Genomic DNA, 16,045 nt, shown 5'->3' with positions numbered 1-16,045 from the left:
GCTAACTTTAGCTTCCGGGAAGCTAAATTAATCTTTTGTTTTTGTTAAGCTTTATTTTGATTTTTCTTTTTAAATATAGAACGGATGAGCCTTTCAATTGTCTCTCCTTCGTAAGGCATCCGTTTTATTTCTTTCGTTTTAGTATTAACACCACAACCATTTGGCCAGTGTATTTCAGCATTATTAAAAATAGCCTCAACAAGCCTAGACGCCTGAACAATCCCTCCCTTTAAGCAGTTTTCATAATTATGAGCTAATTCATACAGTCCAGCCTCTAAAATTTCTCTTTGAATATTCTGGTTTCTTTCAGTAGCTTTAGGCCGCTTTTTTACTCCATTTGCACTCTTTATATATGTTTCGATTTGATCACGTTTAAAGCTGAAAGTGTCAATAGTAGGCCTTATAAAAGCCTCAAGGGAGGTTATAATTTTTTTACCTGAATCATAGATATGTTGCTGAGAATCACTCATACAAAGTACCCATAACTCATCACTCAAAGATTCAATCTTACTGATAGCTTTATCCCCTAAATCAAACCCCAGCTCAGCTAGCTCATCTTCACTCTTCTCATAAACAATCATCTGTTTAAGGCTTTTTAGATAACTGCTACCAAATTTATGGGGAATACGATATATGCCCACCATTTCAACTAATTCACTTTCATAAAAATAATCGAGCTGGCCTTTTAGTATTTCTTCTGAATAAATATTTAAGAAAGTAATAGCATCATCTAATTCACCAGGCTTATTGTTATATTTAGCCTCGTAAACTTTAGTAGCTAACTTGATAACTTCTTCAAATGGAACTTCTCGCCACCCTACATATTTATATATCAACAATTTACTTTCAGATTGCAAGTTCGCAACACGCCTATCAACTTCCATATCCCAAGTAGCCGCAATGCCATTTAAATCTGTATACTTTAGTGGAAGAGCACAGCACGGATAGCAGCGCTTACCATATTGACCAAAGAACTCTATAAACAAATCAATTTCATCATTTAAATATAAGTCAATCAACTTAATAGACTGATTTCTATAGCTGTGCTTTTGATGCTTATCTAGTAACTCTACAGCTTCATTAAAAGTTATAAATTCATCCATAAAACTATCTCCTTAAACCACTTTTAAATGCTGATTACCAGTAACAGAATAATTTCCCTTACTAGCCACTTCAATATGTTCAGACCACCAGCACATCATTCTTCGCCTGCGCTCTAGGTAATCGGTTCTATTATAAGCAGCGCGAACTTTGTTTTTATCTACATGGGCTAATGCTGCTTCAATCACATCCGCGTCAAACCCAAGCTCATTTAATGTAGTACTTGCTAGTGCTCTTAAACCGTGGGCTGTTTGTTTGCCCTTTAAACCCATGCGTCTAAAGGCTGCGCCTAATGTTTCACGGCTAAAGTGTTTGCGAGGATCTTTATCTGCTGGAAAAACAAATTCTCGATGGCCGCTTATTGGTTTTAAATATTCAAGTAAAGCTAATGCCTGTGGTGTTAGTGGTACTGAATGGGCTTTGCGTTTTTTCATTCGCTTAGCAGGTATATTCCACTGTTTATTTTCAAAGTCTATTTCATGCCAAGCAGTACCGACAGCTTCTCCAGGGCGAACCATGGTATGTAACTGCCATTCAAATAAGCACCGAGTCATTAGCTTGATATTGGCATTATTAACAATGCTAATGAGCTTTGGTAAGTCCTCGGGTTTAAAACATGCCATGCTTTCATGTTTAGCAGAATCAAACGCTTTACTTATACCGCTTAAATTATTGGATTGTATACGGCCTGTATTGATAGCAAACTCCATAACCTCATTTACTCTACGGCAAATACGTCCAAGAATATCGAGCTTATCGGCTGCGGCTAACGGCTTCAAAGTCTCAATTGCTTGTTGTGCTGATAATTTACTTACTGGTACCTTACCTAAAGCAGGAAACAAGTGAAGCTCAAAACCTCTGCGTAAATTAAAAGCATACTTCGCAGTTACCTTTGGCTCTTTAAGGGCTATCCATTCTCTAACTACTGCCTCAAACGTATTTTTAGCTTCAGCAGCTTTATCGTTTGCAAATGCCTCTTTATGCTCTTTGGGATCAATGTCCTTCGCCAATAAAGCTCTAGCCTCAGCTCTGCTTGTGCGAGCATCAGATAAGGTTACATCTGGGTACATACCAAAACTAATTTGAGCTCTTTTTTTAGTGTAAGGTTTAGAGTAAGTGAATAACCACATTTTTGAGCCATTTGGCTTAACTCGTAGAGCAAGACCTTTGCCATCTGCTAAAAGATATTCTTTAGCTTTTGGTTTGGCTTTTTTGATTTGCGTATCATTTAATGGGGTAACTAATTTAGGCATTTAACGCTCCACTGTCGAACGGGCAACCAGCGCTTAGAAAGTAAGAAAAACCTAAAATTTCTTTTCTTTCTTTAAATTTCATCTGGTTACATATTTATGTTACACCAACAAGTCATCATTGGTTCGGTGTAACATCCAGTGTAACTAAAAAAATGAGCTATGGCGATACCCCTTGAAACAAGATGGAAGCCTATAACCCTTTAAAAATGGCATTTGATAGTTTTTTGAATTGCGATGAATTACAATGAAACGAGTAATTGGTAGCCCCTGCAAGAATCGAACTTGCAACTGCCCCTTAGGAGGGGGCCGTTATATCCATTTAACTAAGAGGCCACAGCGGTGTGCTAGGGTTAAATTATAACGGCATCTGATTTTTAATATCAAGGTTTAAATCAATGGGAGTCTGAGTTAATTACTTGATAAATATATGTCTTCTTTGCTTAGCACATAATGCGGAATAAGCTCTCGGCTGCTGGCCACAATCTGTTTGGTGTTAACATTTATAACGCGTGTATTTATCACTACGCCATTTTGTCTGTAAATTAAAGTGCCTGCTAATACATGGCTTGCCATGTGCTCTTCACTTAGCTTTTTAATATTTCGAGAAAACACAAAGTCACCACGTCTGTTTACGTCTATTGTATTGGTGGTTTTAAAATCAACCACACTGTAACCAAACTTTTGTAGCTGATGTATTAGTGTTTCTGATATTTGGTTACCCAACTGGTTACTTTTATTGAGTGACGAGTCAAGGTTTACCAATGTGCTAACAGCAATATTAACCTGTGTATCGGCTTCTGCGTCGTACTCTAGTGTGTCAACTAAATCTAACGCCATTTGCTCTACGTAATTAACAAGCGTTTTATGATGCTTTAGTGGCTTAAAAGGTTTTGACGCATCGTAATCATTGTCTAGCTGCACAGTTTGGTTGTGTGTTTGTGCATCGTAATCACCATTTAGCATGTAGTCGTTATTTGCTTGCGTTGCTGTGTGTGTATTTGAATCATGCACATGGTGGTGTGTTAGCGAGCAACCAGATAGAGCAACGACTACCCCTGCTAGCAAAAGCGTGTGTAAATTGGTGTTTAATGTAAAGCGCATACTCACCTCACTCACTCGCTTGTTTTAGCATAATGCCATCGGTACGGTAGTTGCCATTTAACGCATCAATCACTGATTGCGGTAAAAACCCTTGCGCCGAACCAACAACAGCCTTACTGGTTAAGCCAACAATTCGTGCATTTACTAAAACTCCGCCTTGATGGCTTACTAATGTGCCTGCCAATACGTATTGAAAGTTTTGCTCTGGGTCGAGCTCTAGGTAGTCGCGGCTAAATACAAAATCGCCAGTTTGCGTTACACGAACATAATCGGTGGTTTTAAAATCAATGACCGGTACACCAAAATTATGGAGCTCATGCATAAAGCTTTCTGCAATTTGATTCCCTAATAAACTGCCATTACTGTAATCGTCGTCTAAAAATACAAAGCTTGATACCGCTAGCGGTGTTTTGTCATTAACGTATTGTAAGTTTTCTACCATGTCTTGCATTATTCCACGCACATAATGGTTTATATTTTTATGCATTGGCGGCGTCGATTTAGTGTAGTTGGTTTGCTGAGCTAATCCCGACTGAAACATGTTATCGTGGTTAACTGGAGCACTTACTTTACGTTGGCTTGAAGCCAACAGCGGTGCTTGGTTACTTTGCGCAACCGCTGAGTCGGTGCTAGTTGTGTTCGTTATATGCGAACAGCCAAACCCTAATGGCAAACATAGCGTGATTAATAAGTTTCTCATTGTGTGCTCCTCGTTAATATTCACTGCGATAAAGTAAGCCATCGCGCTGCTGAATTTTTTCATTACCCCACATTACATTGATTGGGATCTCGGTACTGCCAGCAGATAAAACTTGTTTGTTGCTAATGTTAACCATGCGCGCATTGACAATGTATGCATGCTGTTGGCGTGTGACGGTGCCTGTAATTATAAGGTCAATATTTTGGCGTTCTCTTAGCTGTTCTAAATTACGCGTTAACGCACTATCGGCGTTATGAGATAAGTGTAGGTTATTTGCTAAGCGGTATTCGACCGTGTGATAACCCATTTGCGTCATTTTAGTGAGTATACTTTCTTGTATTTGTTGGCTTAAGCCCGACGCTTGTTGCGTCATTAGCTTAGAATCGAGCGCATCTGCAAAGTAAAAGCTACTAACCCCTATGCGAGTATTGTTGCTTAATGGGCCCTTTAAATGACTTAATTGCACAGTTAAGTTGTGCACGTAGTCACTTACTGTAAAAGGCGCCATCGCTGCTTTTGGGGCATACGTGCTCACACTCGGCTCGGGTTCAGGAATTAAACTGCACCCAGTCAAGTTAATTAATAATAAGGGTAGTAAAAGGCGCATAGTTGCCATCCTCTTGTGATCATACAAGAGACTAAGCAATTATTATGCCTAGAGGGGTGGTTGTGGTTTTTGCTGCGTGTAATAGGTGACAAAACAACTCACTTTTTGCCGTTTTAATGCTTCGCAATCGGTTGTTGCCTGTTTACTTGTTTTATATGCGCCTAACTTTAAACGATAAAATGTATTGGTTTTTATTACTTTAGTTTCAATATTGACCGCTAAATTAGTGTTAAAAAACGCAGGTATTTTACGTTTTAAATTAGCCAGTTCGGTATTTAATTTAGCTTCACTATTAAATGCTGCCACCTGAATAGCAAAAAAAGCCAGATCACTTTTTAAAATACTTTCTGTTGCAGGGGGTGTTAAAGCGGTGTTTTCCTGGGCCACATTGGTTTCGTCAATGGCTTTTAAGCGAGTCGTCAGCTTTGAAAGCTGGCCTTCTAGTTCAAGCAAATCGTTAACTTTGGGCTCAACTGTTTTCCACTCTTTAGCCGATTGCTTAAGTGCTTGTAAGTCAGTATTTGAAATAAGAACGGTATTTGATGTCGCTAAATTTGGTTGTGCTTTTTTTGGTGAACTGCACGCAGTTAGGTACAACAAAAACCCAATACAAAATAATGTATTAATAAATTCCTTTTTAATAACCATACTTTTTACCTACCACCCTTTTGACTATGGTGAGGTATTTTATGGATAAATAATTTTTTAGCAAGTTTCTATTTTAACTACAGCTTTACTGGTTTATCTGTGTAGTTACTGACTATGCAGTCGAGCTTGTATACTTTAAATACTTCACAGTCTGCTTTGGCATTTTTTAAATTTTGGTACGATCCTAATTTAAGCCTATAAAACGTTTTTTTATTTATTTTTGCGGTTTCAACATTGGTCAGTATTTTTTTTCTGAATAAAGGTGCGGCTTTAGTGTTTAGCTCTTTCCACGCTTTTGCTATGTCTTTTTCTGAATCAACCGATGCTACTTGCAAAGCAAAAATATGCCTTGGTGTATTAAGCTTAACTGTCTGCTTTTTATTTCTGTATTGGTTAACACTTTGGCTACGTGACCTTGCAGCTTGCTGATTGTGAATTGTTCGCGTGCTGTACGAGTTGCTTGTAGGCTGACTAGACTGAGCTATTGCTTTACTGTTAATAATATCTATGTGATTAACAAGGTAGGTAATTTCTTTTTCTAGCTTTAAAATACGCTCTATACCTGCTCTGGCTTGCTGCCATTGCAATGCTGCATCTTTTAACTGAGCAAGCTCTAATGCAGTAATAGGTACATACTCGGGCGAATTGGTTTGCTTTTCAGGTGTGGGGACTGATTTTACTTCAGGTGTAATCGAGCATGCTGTACCAAATAGCAGTATTAGCAGGCTTAAAAGTAATCCTGTTATGTTTTTATTATTTATTAACATTTATTCGCTGTCCTGAAAGCAGTGTAATCACACTTACATTTCAGTTAAACATCCTCTTTAGAAAGCGTTTAACCTTACTTTAAGTTTTCGAGCCATACCCTAGCCCTTTATGTACATAAACGTATTTAATTCAATAGGCTTATGTTTTTTTGACTCCTCCATGAGAACACTTTTCAATACAATTTTAATGCCACTTAAAATAAACATTACAACATAAATTACATTATGTCTGTAAAGTAATCAAAACTATTCTAATTTTTACATTAAAAAAACAAATTATGCAAAAAACAATAAAAAAGGCGCCTAATTAGGCGCCTTTTGCTGATTTAATGTAAACGGTTATATGAGTGTTTTAATAAACGTTTTTAGCTCATCGGCAAATTCATCACGACGAAGTGCAAACTCAATGGTTGCTTTTAAATAACCAATTTTACTACCACAATCGTGGCTTCGGCCTTTCATTGCGTACGCATCTACTTTTTCACTTTGCATAAGCATGGCAATAGCATCGGTAAGCTGAATTTCATCGCCAGCACCCTGTGGTGTTTTTGCGAGTAGCGGCCAAATATTTTCACTTAACACATAACGCCCAACCACGGCTAGGTTTGAAGGTGCCTCGTCAACCGGTGGCTTTTCTACCATGTTAACAATAGGCGAGCTTTCACCTTGCGCTATTTCGGTGCTACCTAAATCCACTACTCCAAACTTATCAACTTCCTGCATTGGTACAGGCTCTACCATTATTTGGCTGTGTTTTGTTTGTTCAAAATGAGCGATCATCTCGGCGAGGTTGTCTTTTTTAAGATCGCTTTCAACGTCGTCTATGATCACATCGGGTAAAATAACCACAAATGGTTCGTTACCAATAATTGGGGCTGCACAGTTAATGGCATGGCCTAGCCCTTTTGCTTCACCTTGGCGTACGTGAATTATTGTTACGTCTTTAGGGCAAATGGCTTGTACTTCGGCAAGTAATTGCCGCTTAACACGCTTTTCAAGCGTTGCTTCTAATTCAAAGCTGGTATCAAAATGGTTTTCGATAGAGTTTTTACTTGAGTGCGTTACAAGTACAATTTCTTTTATGCCTGCACATACCGCTTCGTTAACTACGTATTGTATTAAAGGACGGTCTACTACAGGAAGCATCTCTTTAGGAATTGCTTTAGTGGCTGGTAGCATGCGTGTACCAAGGCCCGCTACTGGGATCACTGCTTTCATGTTGTTTTCCTTAATCGGTTATTATACTGAAAATGGATATTGAATTGCGTCGTGGCATTGATAGCCGGTTACTTCAAAGTCGTCTCGGGTGACCCAGGTTTCTATGTCTTCTAGTGACTTAATCTTTGGGTTAATTGTAAGCTTGGGCGATTCAAATGGTTCGCGTTTAAGCTGTACATCGCGCATTAACTCGAGCTGATTTTCGTAAATATGAGCATTAGCTATTTTATGATATGCCTTACCCGGTTTATGACCGGTAATTTGAGCGACCAAAGCAAGCAACACAAAGCATTGAATTTGATTAAAGTTTAGCCCCAGCGGGACATCACAACTACGCTGATAAGATGTTAAGTAAAGCGTATCACCTAATAGTGAAAACGTATGTGTATGCATACAAGGTCTTAGACAACCCAGTTCAAATTCACCTGGGTTATAAAACGTAATTATTTCACCGCGATCATCAATGCCATTTTTTAAATTGTTAATTACTTTTGCTAGCTGATCGAGTGTTGAACCATCAGGGCGTTGCCAACCTCGCCCTTGAACACCGTAAACGCGCCCCATGTCATCCTCACCTTTACGGTTTGGATTATTAAGCCAGGCTTGGTTATCGTTGGCATTAGCATCCCAGGTTTTACAGCCAATATTACGAAACTGCTCTGCACTATCGTAGCCTCGTAAATAGCCAAGCAACTCTGCAATGGCCGCTTTATAGTAACTTTTACGCGTGGTGATCATAGGAAACTGATTGTTTGCTACATCGTACTCTAAATCGGCGTTTATAACGGTTAAGCAACGTGTGCCTGTGCGTTTGTTTTCTACCCATTGACCTTCGTCAACGATACGCTGACATAATTTTAAATATTGTTTCATGCTTTTATTATGCCTTTGCTACTGTTACTTGCTGCGGGTTTTTATATGCCCAAATTAATAAACCTAAACCACCTATAATCATAGGGAGTGACAGTATTTGACCCATAGAGATAAAGTCGGCAAATAAGCCTAGTTGCGCGTCTGGTTGGCGGAAGTATTCAATACCAAACCTAAACACCCCGTAACCTAGTAAAAATACGCCGCCAACACTGCCAGCTGGGCGTGGTTTTTTAATAAACCATAGCATAATTAAAAATAAAACAAGCCCTTCAAAAAAGGCTTCGTATAACTGCGACGGGTGACGAGCAAGCGGCCCACCGGTTGGAAATACCATAGCCCAAGGAACGTCTGATACACGCCCCCATAATTCGCCATTTATAAAGTTACCTATACGCCCTGCTAATAATCCCACTGGCACTAGTGGCGCTACAAAATCGCCAACTTGTAGAAGTGACTTTTTACGTGTCCACGAAAAAATGGCAACGGCTGTAATTACACCCAGCGTACCACCATGAAACGACATGCCGCCCTGATCGATGCGGAATAAATACAGCGGATTTTCTAAAAAATAACTAAATTGGTAAAACAATACATAGCCGATACGACCACCAAGTATTACCCCTAGCATGCCATAAAATAATAGATCGCTTACCTGCTCTTTGGTCCAGCCAGAATTAGGCTTTGCCGCTTGACGATTTGCAAACCACATCGCAAATGCAAAACCAATTAAATACATCAATCCGTACCAACGTACGCTCAGTGGTCCAATCGAAAAAATAATTGGATCGATTTGAGGAAACTCAAGTGCCATAAAAATAAACCTTTAGCTAAAAACCATTTTAATTGCGATAACAACAAGCAGTACCGCGAAAACTTTCTTTATTGTATTAACAGGTAAATAATGAGTTGCTTTAGCCCCGTAAGGCGCCACAAACCACGATGTAATAACAATACCAAATAACGCAGGTAAATATACAAACCCTGCAAAACCATGTGCTAAGTCGGTCACCTTCCAACCCGCACTAATGTAGCCAATAGAGCCAAATAAAGCGATTACAATGCCCGAGACGGCAGCACACCCAATGGCTTTTCTTATATCAATGGAGAAGTAATTGAGCATAGGTACAATTAACGCTCCACCGCCAATCCCAATCAACCCTGATAAACCGCCCATAATAGCGGAAATACACCCTAAAATAGGCGCTGGTGGGAGCGACTTAGTGGATGAGGGTTTATTACGTGATGATAGCGCCATTCTGGCTGCAATAAATACAACACTCACTGCAAATACACTGCGTAGTAACTGCTCTGGTATTAAGCTTGCTGCAAACCCACTAATTAAAGCCCCTATTGCTACACCTGTCATAACCCAAGGTGCAACATGCCAAGGCACATTATCATTTTTATGATGAGCCAATGCTGAAGACGTAGAAGTAAATAAAATAGAGGCCAAAGAGGTCGCAATCGAAATAACCACAACATGTTCTGCAGGTGTAACATTAAATAAAATCAGCAATGTGCTCAGTGCAGGCACAATTATTAACCCACCGCCAATACCTAATAATCCTGCTAAAAAACCGACAATACAGCCTAGTAGTGCGCAACATGCGACCAACAAACCTAAGTCATACATAGTTATCTCAAATGCCTTTTGAAGGCTTATATGGTAAAGGATTATAAAACGAATAGCATCTGCGTATTAAAATTAATTAAGTAAGCACCTTTTACTTTGGGGTATAAAATAGGTCACCTAAATTGTGCTCTAGCATAAAATTACGCGTTAAACGCAAAACTTGTTTAGCTGTTGATTGTGCTAAGCTCTCGCTTAATAACTGTTCCATGTCGGCAACGCTTAAACGCCTAAGCACCCATTTCACTTTATTTAAAGACGATAAGTTCATACTCAGTCGTCTATATCCCATCGCTATTAGCAATATGGCTCCCTCCGGGTCCCCCCCTAGTTCACCACATAAACTAAAGGGTAATTCATAATTTTCACACTCATCGGCTATTTTACTTAAAACCCTAAGCACCCCGGGGTGGTAAGGATTAAAAAGCTCAGCAACACGTGCGTTGGCTCTATCTACCGCCAATAAATATTGTGTTAAATCGTTACTGCCTACTGAACAAAAATCTACCTTTTTAGACCATTCAGGTAACATAAACACACTGGAAGGCACCTCAAGCATAATACCAATATCGGGGCGATCTATTTGCTGCTCAGGAAAGTGTTCGTTTAGTTCAAAGTAAGCTTGTTCAAATAACCCCAATGCTTCATCTACTTCTTCTGTGCCGCTGATCATCGGCAGCATTATTTTTAAATTGCCTAAACCGATATTTGCCTTAAGCATTGCTTTGAGCTGGTCTAAAAATAACTCGGGATGATCAAGGCTAATACGTATACCACGCCAACCTAAAAATGGGTTTTCTTCGGTTATATTAAAGTAGTCGAGCACTTTATCGCCGCCAATGTCGAGCGTACGCATCACGACGGGGTTTGGGTAATAACTGGTGAGCACTTCTCGATACCAATTTTCTTGCTCTAACTGAGAAGGAAACTGGCCTTTTTGCATAAACCACGCTTCAGTACGGTATAAACCGACGCCGTCGCACACATGTGCGTTGTTTTGATCTGTTTTTAATTCTAGCCCTGCGTTTAACAATAAACTGACGTGTTCGCCATCTAAGGTAATAGACTCGTACTCTTGCTCTGCTAAAAAACGATTATTTAACAGGTTATCTTGATGTTGTAAGTCTGCGTACTCGTCTAATAACATTTGCGAGGGTGAGATATACAAACGCCCTGCAAACGCATCTAATATCATTGGTTTACCATCAAATTGAAGTAATGGTAAATCTTCTATCCCCCAAATAGCGGGGATCCCCATTGCGCGAGTCAAAATAGATGCATGACTATTGGCAGAACCATTAACACTAACAACCCCTGCTAAATGCCCTTTTGGTACTTCAGCAAGCATCGCGGGGGTTAATGTATTTGCAATTAATATGGTATCTGCTGGGTAATCTTTTACTGCGTGTTCAGTGTTAACTAAGTGATGTAATACGCGTAAACCAATGTCTTTCACATCAACAGCACGCTCTTTTATGTATGGGTCTTGCATCGCATTAAATTGCGAAATTAGACGCTCAATCACAATTTTAAGTGCGCTTTTTGCACACCATCCCTCGAGTAACTGAACCTCTACATTGTGACCTAAACTTTTAGCATCTAATAACTGTTGATACACATCAAATACGGCTAATGCCTCTTGAGGAATAGAGTCACTCAACGTCATCGAAAGCGTATTAAACTCTTTACGTGTAGCCGCCACTGCTTGCGTAAACAGGCGACGCTGCTCAGTCACATCACTATTTTTTTGGAGCTCAATTGATTTAAAGTCAAGTTTTGGTAAAAGTACAAATGCGGTACCTATACCTATACCCGGCGCACTAGATACACCCTTTAAAACAGAGGTTTGATGAGATGACTCGTCTTGACGAAGTACTTCTTTAATTTCGGCATGAGCCAATTGTGAAGCAAGTTGAGCAGAAAGCGTTATTAAAAACGACTCTTCATCTTGGCTAAATACACGGGCCATTTTTTGTTGAACAACAATAACGCCCAGTACTTTTTTTTGATGAACCACAGGTACCGATAAAAAAGCATTATAGCCTTCTTCGTTTACCTCAGGAGAGAGCTTAAAGCGCGGATGCGATTTAGCAAAAGCTATATTAATGGGTTCTTCGCGTTGGGCAACTAACCCCACTAAACCTTCTGTAAAGCCAATTCTAAACTTGCCTACCGCATCAGGGTTTAACCCTTCGGTAGCCATTAATACAAAATTGTCTTGGCTGTAGTCGGCAAAATAAATAGAGCAGCACTGGGTTTTCATGGCGTCTTTCACCATTTGCACAAAGCACACTAAAGCAGTGTCTAAATTCGCTTGTTGCGATACAGACTCAGCAATAGATCTTAGTGTTGCCAGCATGTCCTGCTCCTTTATTTTATTATAAAGTTATTACCTTTTACTTCGCCAATGGTCTTTATGGTGTTCTCTTTTATTAAAGGGCATAGCAAAAGGAGCAAACTCCTTCATTACACGTCGGTAAACATCCCGTTTAAACGACACAACCTGCCTAACAGGGTACCAGTAACTCACCCAACGCCAATCATCAAACTCTGGGTGATGAGTTTTAAGTAAGTTTACATCTTCATCTTTACAACGAAGTTTCAGTAAAAACCATTTTTGTTTTTGCCCAATACACACCGGACTTGAGTCGCGACGAATTAATCGTTTGGGTAATTTATAGCGTAACCAATGTTTTGAACTTGCGACAATTTCTACATCTTCTGGTCGCAGTCCGACCTCTTCGTGTAATTCACGGTACATAGTTTGTTCTGGTGTTTCACCATCATCAACACCGCCTTGGGGAAATTGCCAAGAGTGCTGACCGTAGCGTCTGGCCCAAAATACTTGTCCCTGATTATTGCAAATTACAATTCCGACATTGGCACGAAAACCTTCGGCATCAATCACCTTAGTGCCTCATTTGTAAGTCGATTTTTAATGATTGTTCCACATTAGTCGCAATACGGCAAACACTATTATAGACAAGCCTACGGGTGAATGACGTTTATGCTTTAACCCAGTAGATAAAACATACAGATGAGAGCAATAAATTTTAAAAAATGTGCAAAAGCTATTGCAGTTATTGTTTTACTCTAGTTACTCACAGTTTGTGCATAACTTTTAAAAAACACGTTCATTTTGCAAACAAATCCACAATATAAGATCTAAAACGTGTTGTTCTCCACAGATTCTGTGGATAAACATGTTCATATAGTTGTATTTATCCCATTAACTTTTAAAACGACCAATATGAACAAAACTTACAAACTAAAAAAAACCAAGTTAGTCAGTAACTTAACGAGTTATCCATAATTTTAACTATGTACAAAATTAACACACCACAACAGCGAACAAAAAACACACAAACCTAAAGATATCCACGGCTTAGCTGTTTTGCTATCATGGCAGTGGTATTTATTCAACTAAAATTAATATTATGCGCCCAACTAAACCACTTTCAATTAATGATCTTACTCAACGTGTAAACAGTATTGCTGGCCTTACGCTTGGGCAGCTTGCTGAACAATATAACTTTAAAACCCCTGACGACTTATTAAGAGAAAAAGGCTGGACGGGGCAATTAATTGAATACGTATTAGGTGCAACCGCGGGTTCTAAACCCCTCCCCGACTTTGAAGATTTGGGTATTGAACTTAAAACGCTGCCTATTTCTTATAAAGGCAAACCTCTTGAAACCACCTTTGTATCTGTAACGCCACTAATAAATGTAACCGGCATGACATGGCACACTAGTGCGGTTCGTAAAAAGCTTAACCATGTTTTATGGCTTCCAGTTTTAAGCGAGCGTGATATCGCACCGTTTAATAGAACCATAGGCAGCGGCTTTTTATGGCAACCCACGCCCGAGCAAGATGCAAAACTACAGCGAGATTGGGAAGAACAAATGGAGTTGATTGCGCTTGGTAGGGTTGATGAAATATCAGGCCATTTAGGCGATGCAATGCAAATTCGTCCAAAAGCCGCGAATAGCAAAATTGTGACCGATGCTATTGGCCCAAACGGGCAAATAATAAAAACCCTGCCCCGTGGCTTTTATCTAAAAACCTGTTTTACAGGTGACATTTTAAAGCAGCAATTCACTTTGTGAGCATTTTATTATCAGGGACTTCGTTGAGCACTTTGTTAATAACGTAAAACAAATGAAATAGACCTAAAAGAATATTCACAAATGTCAAAACCAAACTCAAACCTATACTACTTTTAGTATTAGAATTTTTATTTAGAAAAAAAATCAAGCCTGAAAAAATAAGCAAAAATGGTAAAACGAGAATGTAATAAAAAGATGAGTGAAAATACATTATTTAAAACTCCTAAAAAGGGGAGTTACCCCCTCAATTCGAATTATTGAGCGTTGCGATCCCGCTTTTTAATTGATGTATAAATACACCAAATAAAATGTACAAACCCTGCAGGAAAAAATAACATCGTTAAAATAAAATTAAGCATAACATCATGCTTAATGTTTGTTTTTGATGTCGCTTTTTTTAATAAATAAGCCATTGTTAACGCTATAGGCAATATTACTATTAAGTAACTGTAATCGTTGACATGAATATCCATTTTAATTATAGCCATTAAGTTGTATATGCATTGATAAGGAAAGCGCTGCAGAAAAAATGAAACGTTTTAGCACTACAATTCCCTGTAAATTGAAGCTCATACTAACAAAAAAAAACTACAAGCAACATAAAAAATCCCCGCATTGGCGAGGATTTTATAGCTTAAAATTTAAAATCAGTTTCTAAAAAAGAATTACTGACCTTTAACTTCTTTTAAACCATTGTACGGTGCTTTAGCGCCTAATTGCTCTTCAATACGAAGCAATTGGTTGTACTTAGCTACACGGTCAGAACGACTTAATGAACCTGTTTTAATCTGACCTGCAGCAGTACCTACTGCTAAATCAGCAATTGTTGCATCTTCTGTTTCACCTGAACGGTGAGAGATAACAACAGTAAAACCAGCGTCTTTCGCCATTTTAATAGCCGCTAACGTTTCAGTTAGTGAACCGATTTGGTTAAACTTAATTAAGATTGAGTTAGCAATACCGTTGTCGATACCACGCTTTAAAATCTTAGTGTTAGTTACGAATAAATCATCACCTACTAATTGGATTTTATCGCCCATTAATTTAGTTTGGTGAGCAAAGCCATCCCAATCAGACTCATCTAAGCCATCTTCAATAGACACAATTGGGTATTGCTGAGTAAGCTCTTGCAAGAAGAAGTTAAATTCTTCAGACGTGAATTTTTTGCCTTCACCCTTAAGGTCGTAAATGTTTGCTTCTTTGTCGTAAAACTCAGAGGCTGCACAATCCATCGCTAAAGTAATATCTTTACCTAGCTCGTAACCTGCGTTTGCTACCGCAACTTTAATTGCTGCAAGTGCCGCTTCGTTAGATGCAAGGTTTGGCGCAAAGCCACCTTCATCGCCAACAGCTGTTGAGTGGCCGTCTGCTTTAAGTACTTTTGCAAGGCTGTGGAAAACCTCTGCGCCCATACGTAGGCCTTCGCGGAAGTTTGCAGCGCCAACAGGTTGGATCATAAACTCTTGAATATCTACAGAGTTATCTGCGTGTTCACCACCATTGATGATGTTCATCATTGGCAGTGGCATAGAATAAACACCCGGTGTGCCGTTTAAATCAGCAATGTGCTCGTATAGTTCTACTTTTTTAGACTGAGCTGCGGCTTTAGCTGTCGCTAGTGATACTGCTAAGATTGCATTTGCACCTAATTTTTCTTTGTTTTCAGTGCCGTCTAAATCTAGCATTACTTTATCAACTGCACTTTGGTTAAGTGCATCTTGGCCAGCTAACGCATCAGCAATTTCTTTATTGATGTAACCAACCGCGTTCAATACGCCTTTACCTAAGTAACGTGCTTTGTCACCATCACGTAACTCTAATGCTTCGCGAGTACCAGTAGATGCGCCTGAAGGTGCTGCCGCACGACCCCAAGAACCATCAGCTAAATGTACGTCTGCTTCAACAGTTGGGTTACCACGCGAGTCCATGATTTCGCGACCAATTACTTTTACGATATTTGACATCTTGTTTCCTCTATATTCCCAAAATGGTGAGTTTTGTTAACTTTACTATGTTTGATATAGCTTAGTCAGTCTTA

At 39.2% G+C, this 16,045-nt stretch carries 15 protein-coding genes and 1 tRNA gene; 1 reads left to right on the top strand and 15 read right to left on the bottom strand.

Features of this window, described 5'->3' with window-relative positions:
- Positions 1-44: 44 nt before the first annotated feature.
- The 14 genes from KZZ04_RS01755 to rppH form a co-directional block, all read right to left on the bottom strand.
- Positions 45-1,103, bottom strand: a complete 1,059-nt coding sequence (locus tag KZZ04_RS01755) for a hypothetical protein (protein ID WP_219421608.1) — start codon at positions 1,101-1,103, stop codon at positions 45-47.
- Positions 1,104-1,115: 12 nt separating this feature from the next.
- Positions 1,116-2,354 (bottom strand): integrase domain-containing protein, encoded by a 1,239-nt coding sequence (locus KZZ04_RS01750; RefSeq protein ID WP_219421607.1) that lies wholly within the window; start codon positions 2,352-2,354, stop codon positions 1,116-1,118.
- A 258-nt stretch (positions 2,355-2,612) separates the two neighbouring features.
- Positions 2,613-2,687 (bottom strand) — tRNA-Arg (locus KZZ04_RS01745).
- Positions 2,688-2,762: 75 nt separating this feature from the next.
- Positions 2,763-3,455, bottom strand: a complete 693-nt coding sequence (locus KZZ04_RS01740; RefSeq protein WP_219421605.1) for a FlgO family outer membrane protein — start codon at positions 3,453-3,455, stop codon at positions 2,763-2,765.
- Positions 3,456-3,462: 7 nt separating this feature from the next.
- Complete coding sequence (locus tag KZZ04_RS01735; RefSeq protein ID WP_219421603.1) at positions 3,463-4,155, bottom strand: FlgO family outer membrane protein; 693 nt, start codon at positions 4,153-4,155, stop codon at positions 3,463-3,465.
- 13 nt (positions 4,156-4,168) lie between these two features.
- A complete protein-coding gene (locus KZZ04_RS01730; RefSeq protein ID WP_219421601.1) occupies positions 4,169-4,762 on the bottom strand; it encodes a FlgO family outer membrane protein in 594 nt (197 codons plus the stop codon).
- A gap of 48 nt (positions 4,763-4,810) precedes the next feature.
- Entirely contained in the window at positions 4,811-5,410 is a 600-nt protein-coding gene (locus tag KZZ04_RS01725) for an SPOR domain-containing protein (protein WP_219421599.1), read from the bottom strand.
- A 77-nt stretch (positions 5,411-5,487) separates the two neighbouring features.
- Positions 5,488-6,177, bottom strand: coding sequence for an SPOR domain-containing protein (locus KZZ04_RS01720; RefSeq protein ID WP_219421597.1), 690 nt, complete (start codon positions 6,175-6,177; stop codon positions 5,488-5,490).
- 339 nt (positions 6,178-6,516) lie between these two features.
- Entirely contained in the window at positions 6,517-7,395 is an 879-nt protein-coding gene (gene galU / locus KZZ04_RS01715) for a UTP--glucose-1-phosphate uridylyltransferase GalU (RefSeq protein WP_219421596.1), read from the bottom strand.
- A gap of 21 nt (positions 7,396-7,416) precedes the next feature.
- Positions 7,417-8,268 (bottom strand): thymidylate synthase, encoded by an 852-nt coding sequence (locus KZZ04_RS01710; protein WP_138528794.1) that lies wholly within the window; start codon positions 8,266-8,268, stop codon positions 7,417-7,419.
- Between the two features lie 7 nt (positions 8,269-8,275).
- The gene (lgt, locus tag KZZ04_RS01705) at positions 8,276-9,079 is read right to left on the bottom strand and encodes a prolipoprotein diacylglyceryl transferase (RefSeq protein WP_219421595.1); all 804 of its coding nucleotides are present in this window, start codon (positions 9,077-9,079) and stop codon (positions 8,276-8,278) included.
- A gap of 12 nt (positions 9,080-9,091) precedes the next feature.
- Positions 9,092-9,901, bottom strand: a complete 810-nt coding sequence (locus tag KZZ04_RS01700) for a sulfite exporter TauE/SafE family protein (protein ID WP_219421593.1) — start codon at positions 9,899-9,901, stop codon at positions 9,092-9,094.
- Positions 9,902-9,992: 91 nt separating this feature from the next.
- On the bottom strand, positions 9,993-12,257 hold the full coding sequence (gene ptsP / locus KZZ04_RS01695; RefSeq protein WP_219421591.1) for a phosphoenolpyruvate--protein phosphotransferase: 2,265 nt from the start codon (positions 12,255-12,257) through the stop codon (positions 9,993-9,995).
- Positions 12,258-12,287: 30 nt separating this feature from the next.
- Positions 12,288-12,806, bottom strand: coding sequence for an RNA pyrophosphohydrolase (gene rppH / locus KZZ04_RS01690; RefSeq protein WP_058402976.1), 519 nt, complete (start codon positions 12,804-12,806; stop codon positions 12,288-12,290).
- A 529-nt stretch (positions 12,807-13,335) separates the two neighbouring features.
- On the opposite strand from rppH, the gene mutH reads away from it, so the two are divergent.
- Positions 13,336-14,007 (top strand): DNA mismatch repair endonuclease MutH, encoded by a 672-nt coding sequence (mutH, locus tag KZZ04_RS01685; protein ID WP_058402977.1) that lies wholly within the window; start codon positions 13,336-13,338, stop codon positions 14,005-14,007.
- 665 nt (positions 14,008-14,672) lie between these two features.
- Here the strand turns inward: mutH and eno are convergent.
- A complete protein-coding gene (eno, locus tag KZZ04_RS01680; protein WP_138528803.1) occupies positions 14,673-15,971 on the bottom strand; it encodes a phosphopyruvate hydratase in 1,299 nt (432 codons plus the stop codon).
- Between the last annotated feature and the right edge of the window lie 74 nt (positions 15,972-16,045).

Source organism: Pseudoalteromonas sp. CR1, from assembly GCF_019392235.1.
Lineage (GTDB): Bacteria > Pseudomonadota > Gammaproteobacteria > Enterobacterales > Alteromonadaceae > Pseudoalteromonas.
The sequence above is the reverse complement of the archived record's forward strand: the minus strand, read 5'-3'. Positions and strand labels throughout refer to the sequence as shown.

Bases quoted from the DNA above. Each gene is read 5' to 3' on its own strand.
- KZZ04_RS01730 (WP_219421601.1), bottom strand. From the start codon at position 4,762: ATGCGCCTTTTACTACCCTTATTATTAATTAACTTGACTGGGTGCAGT.
- KZZ04_RS01740 (WP_219421605.1), bottom strand. From the start codon at position 3,455: ATGCGCTTTACATTAAACACCAATTTACACACGCTTTTGCTAGCAGGG.
- KZZ04_RS01725 (WP_219421599.1), bottom strand. From the start codon at position 5,410: ATGGTTATTAAAAAGGAATTTATTAATACATTATTTTGTATTGGGTTT.
- KZZ04_RS01735 (WP_219421603.1), bottom strand. From the start codon at position 4,155: ATGAGAAACTTATTAATCACGCTATGTTTGCCATTAGGGTTTGGCTGT.
- mutH (WP_058402977.1), top strand. From the start codon at position 13,336: ATGCGCCCAACTAAACCACTTTCAATTAATGATCTTACTCAACGTGTA.
- lgt (WP_219421595.1), bottom strand. From the start codon at position 9,079: ATGGCACTTGAGTTTCCTCAAATCGATCCAATTATTTTTTCGATTGGA.
- galU (WP_219421596.1), bottom strand. From the start codon at position 7,395: ATGAAAGCAGTGATCCCAGTAGCGGGCCTTGGTACACGCATGCTACCA.
- ptsP (WP_219421591.1), bottom strand. From the start codon at position 12,257: ATGCTGGCAACACTAAGATCTATTGCTGAGTCTGTATCGCAACAAGCG.
- KZZ04_RS01720 (WP_219421597.1), bottom strand. From the start codon at position 6,177: ATGTTAATAAATAATAAAAACATAACAGGATTACTTTTAAGCCTGCTA.
- KZZ04_RS01700 (WP_219421593.1), bottom strand. From the start codon at position 9,901: ATGTATGACTTAGGTTTGTTGGTCGCATGTTGCGCACTACTAGGCTGT.
- KZZ04_RS01710 (WP_138528794.1), bottom strand. From the start codon at position 8,268: ATGAAACAATATTTAAAATTATGTCAGCGTATCGTTGACGAAGGTCAA.
- KZZ04_RS01750 (WP_219421607.1), bottom strand. From the start codon at position 2,354: ATGCCTAAATTAGTTACCCCATTAAATGATACGCAAATCAAAAAAGCC.
- KZZ04_RS01755 (WP_219421608.1), bottom strand. From the start codon at position 1,103: ATGGATGAATTTATAACTTTTAATGAAGCTGTAGAGTTACTAGATAAG.
- eno (WP_138528803.1), bottom strand. From the start codon at position 15,971: ATGTCAAATATCGTAAAAGTAATTGGTCGCGAAATCATGGACTCGCGT.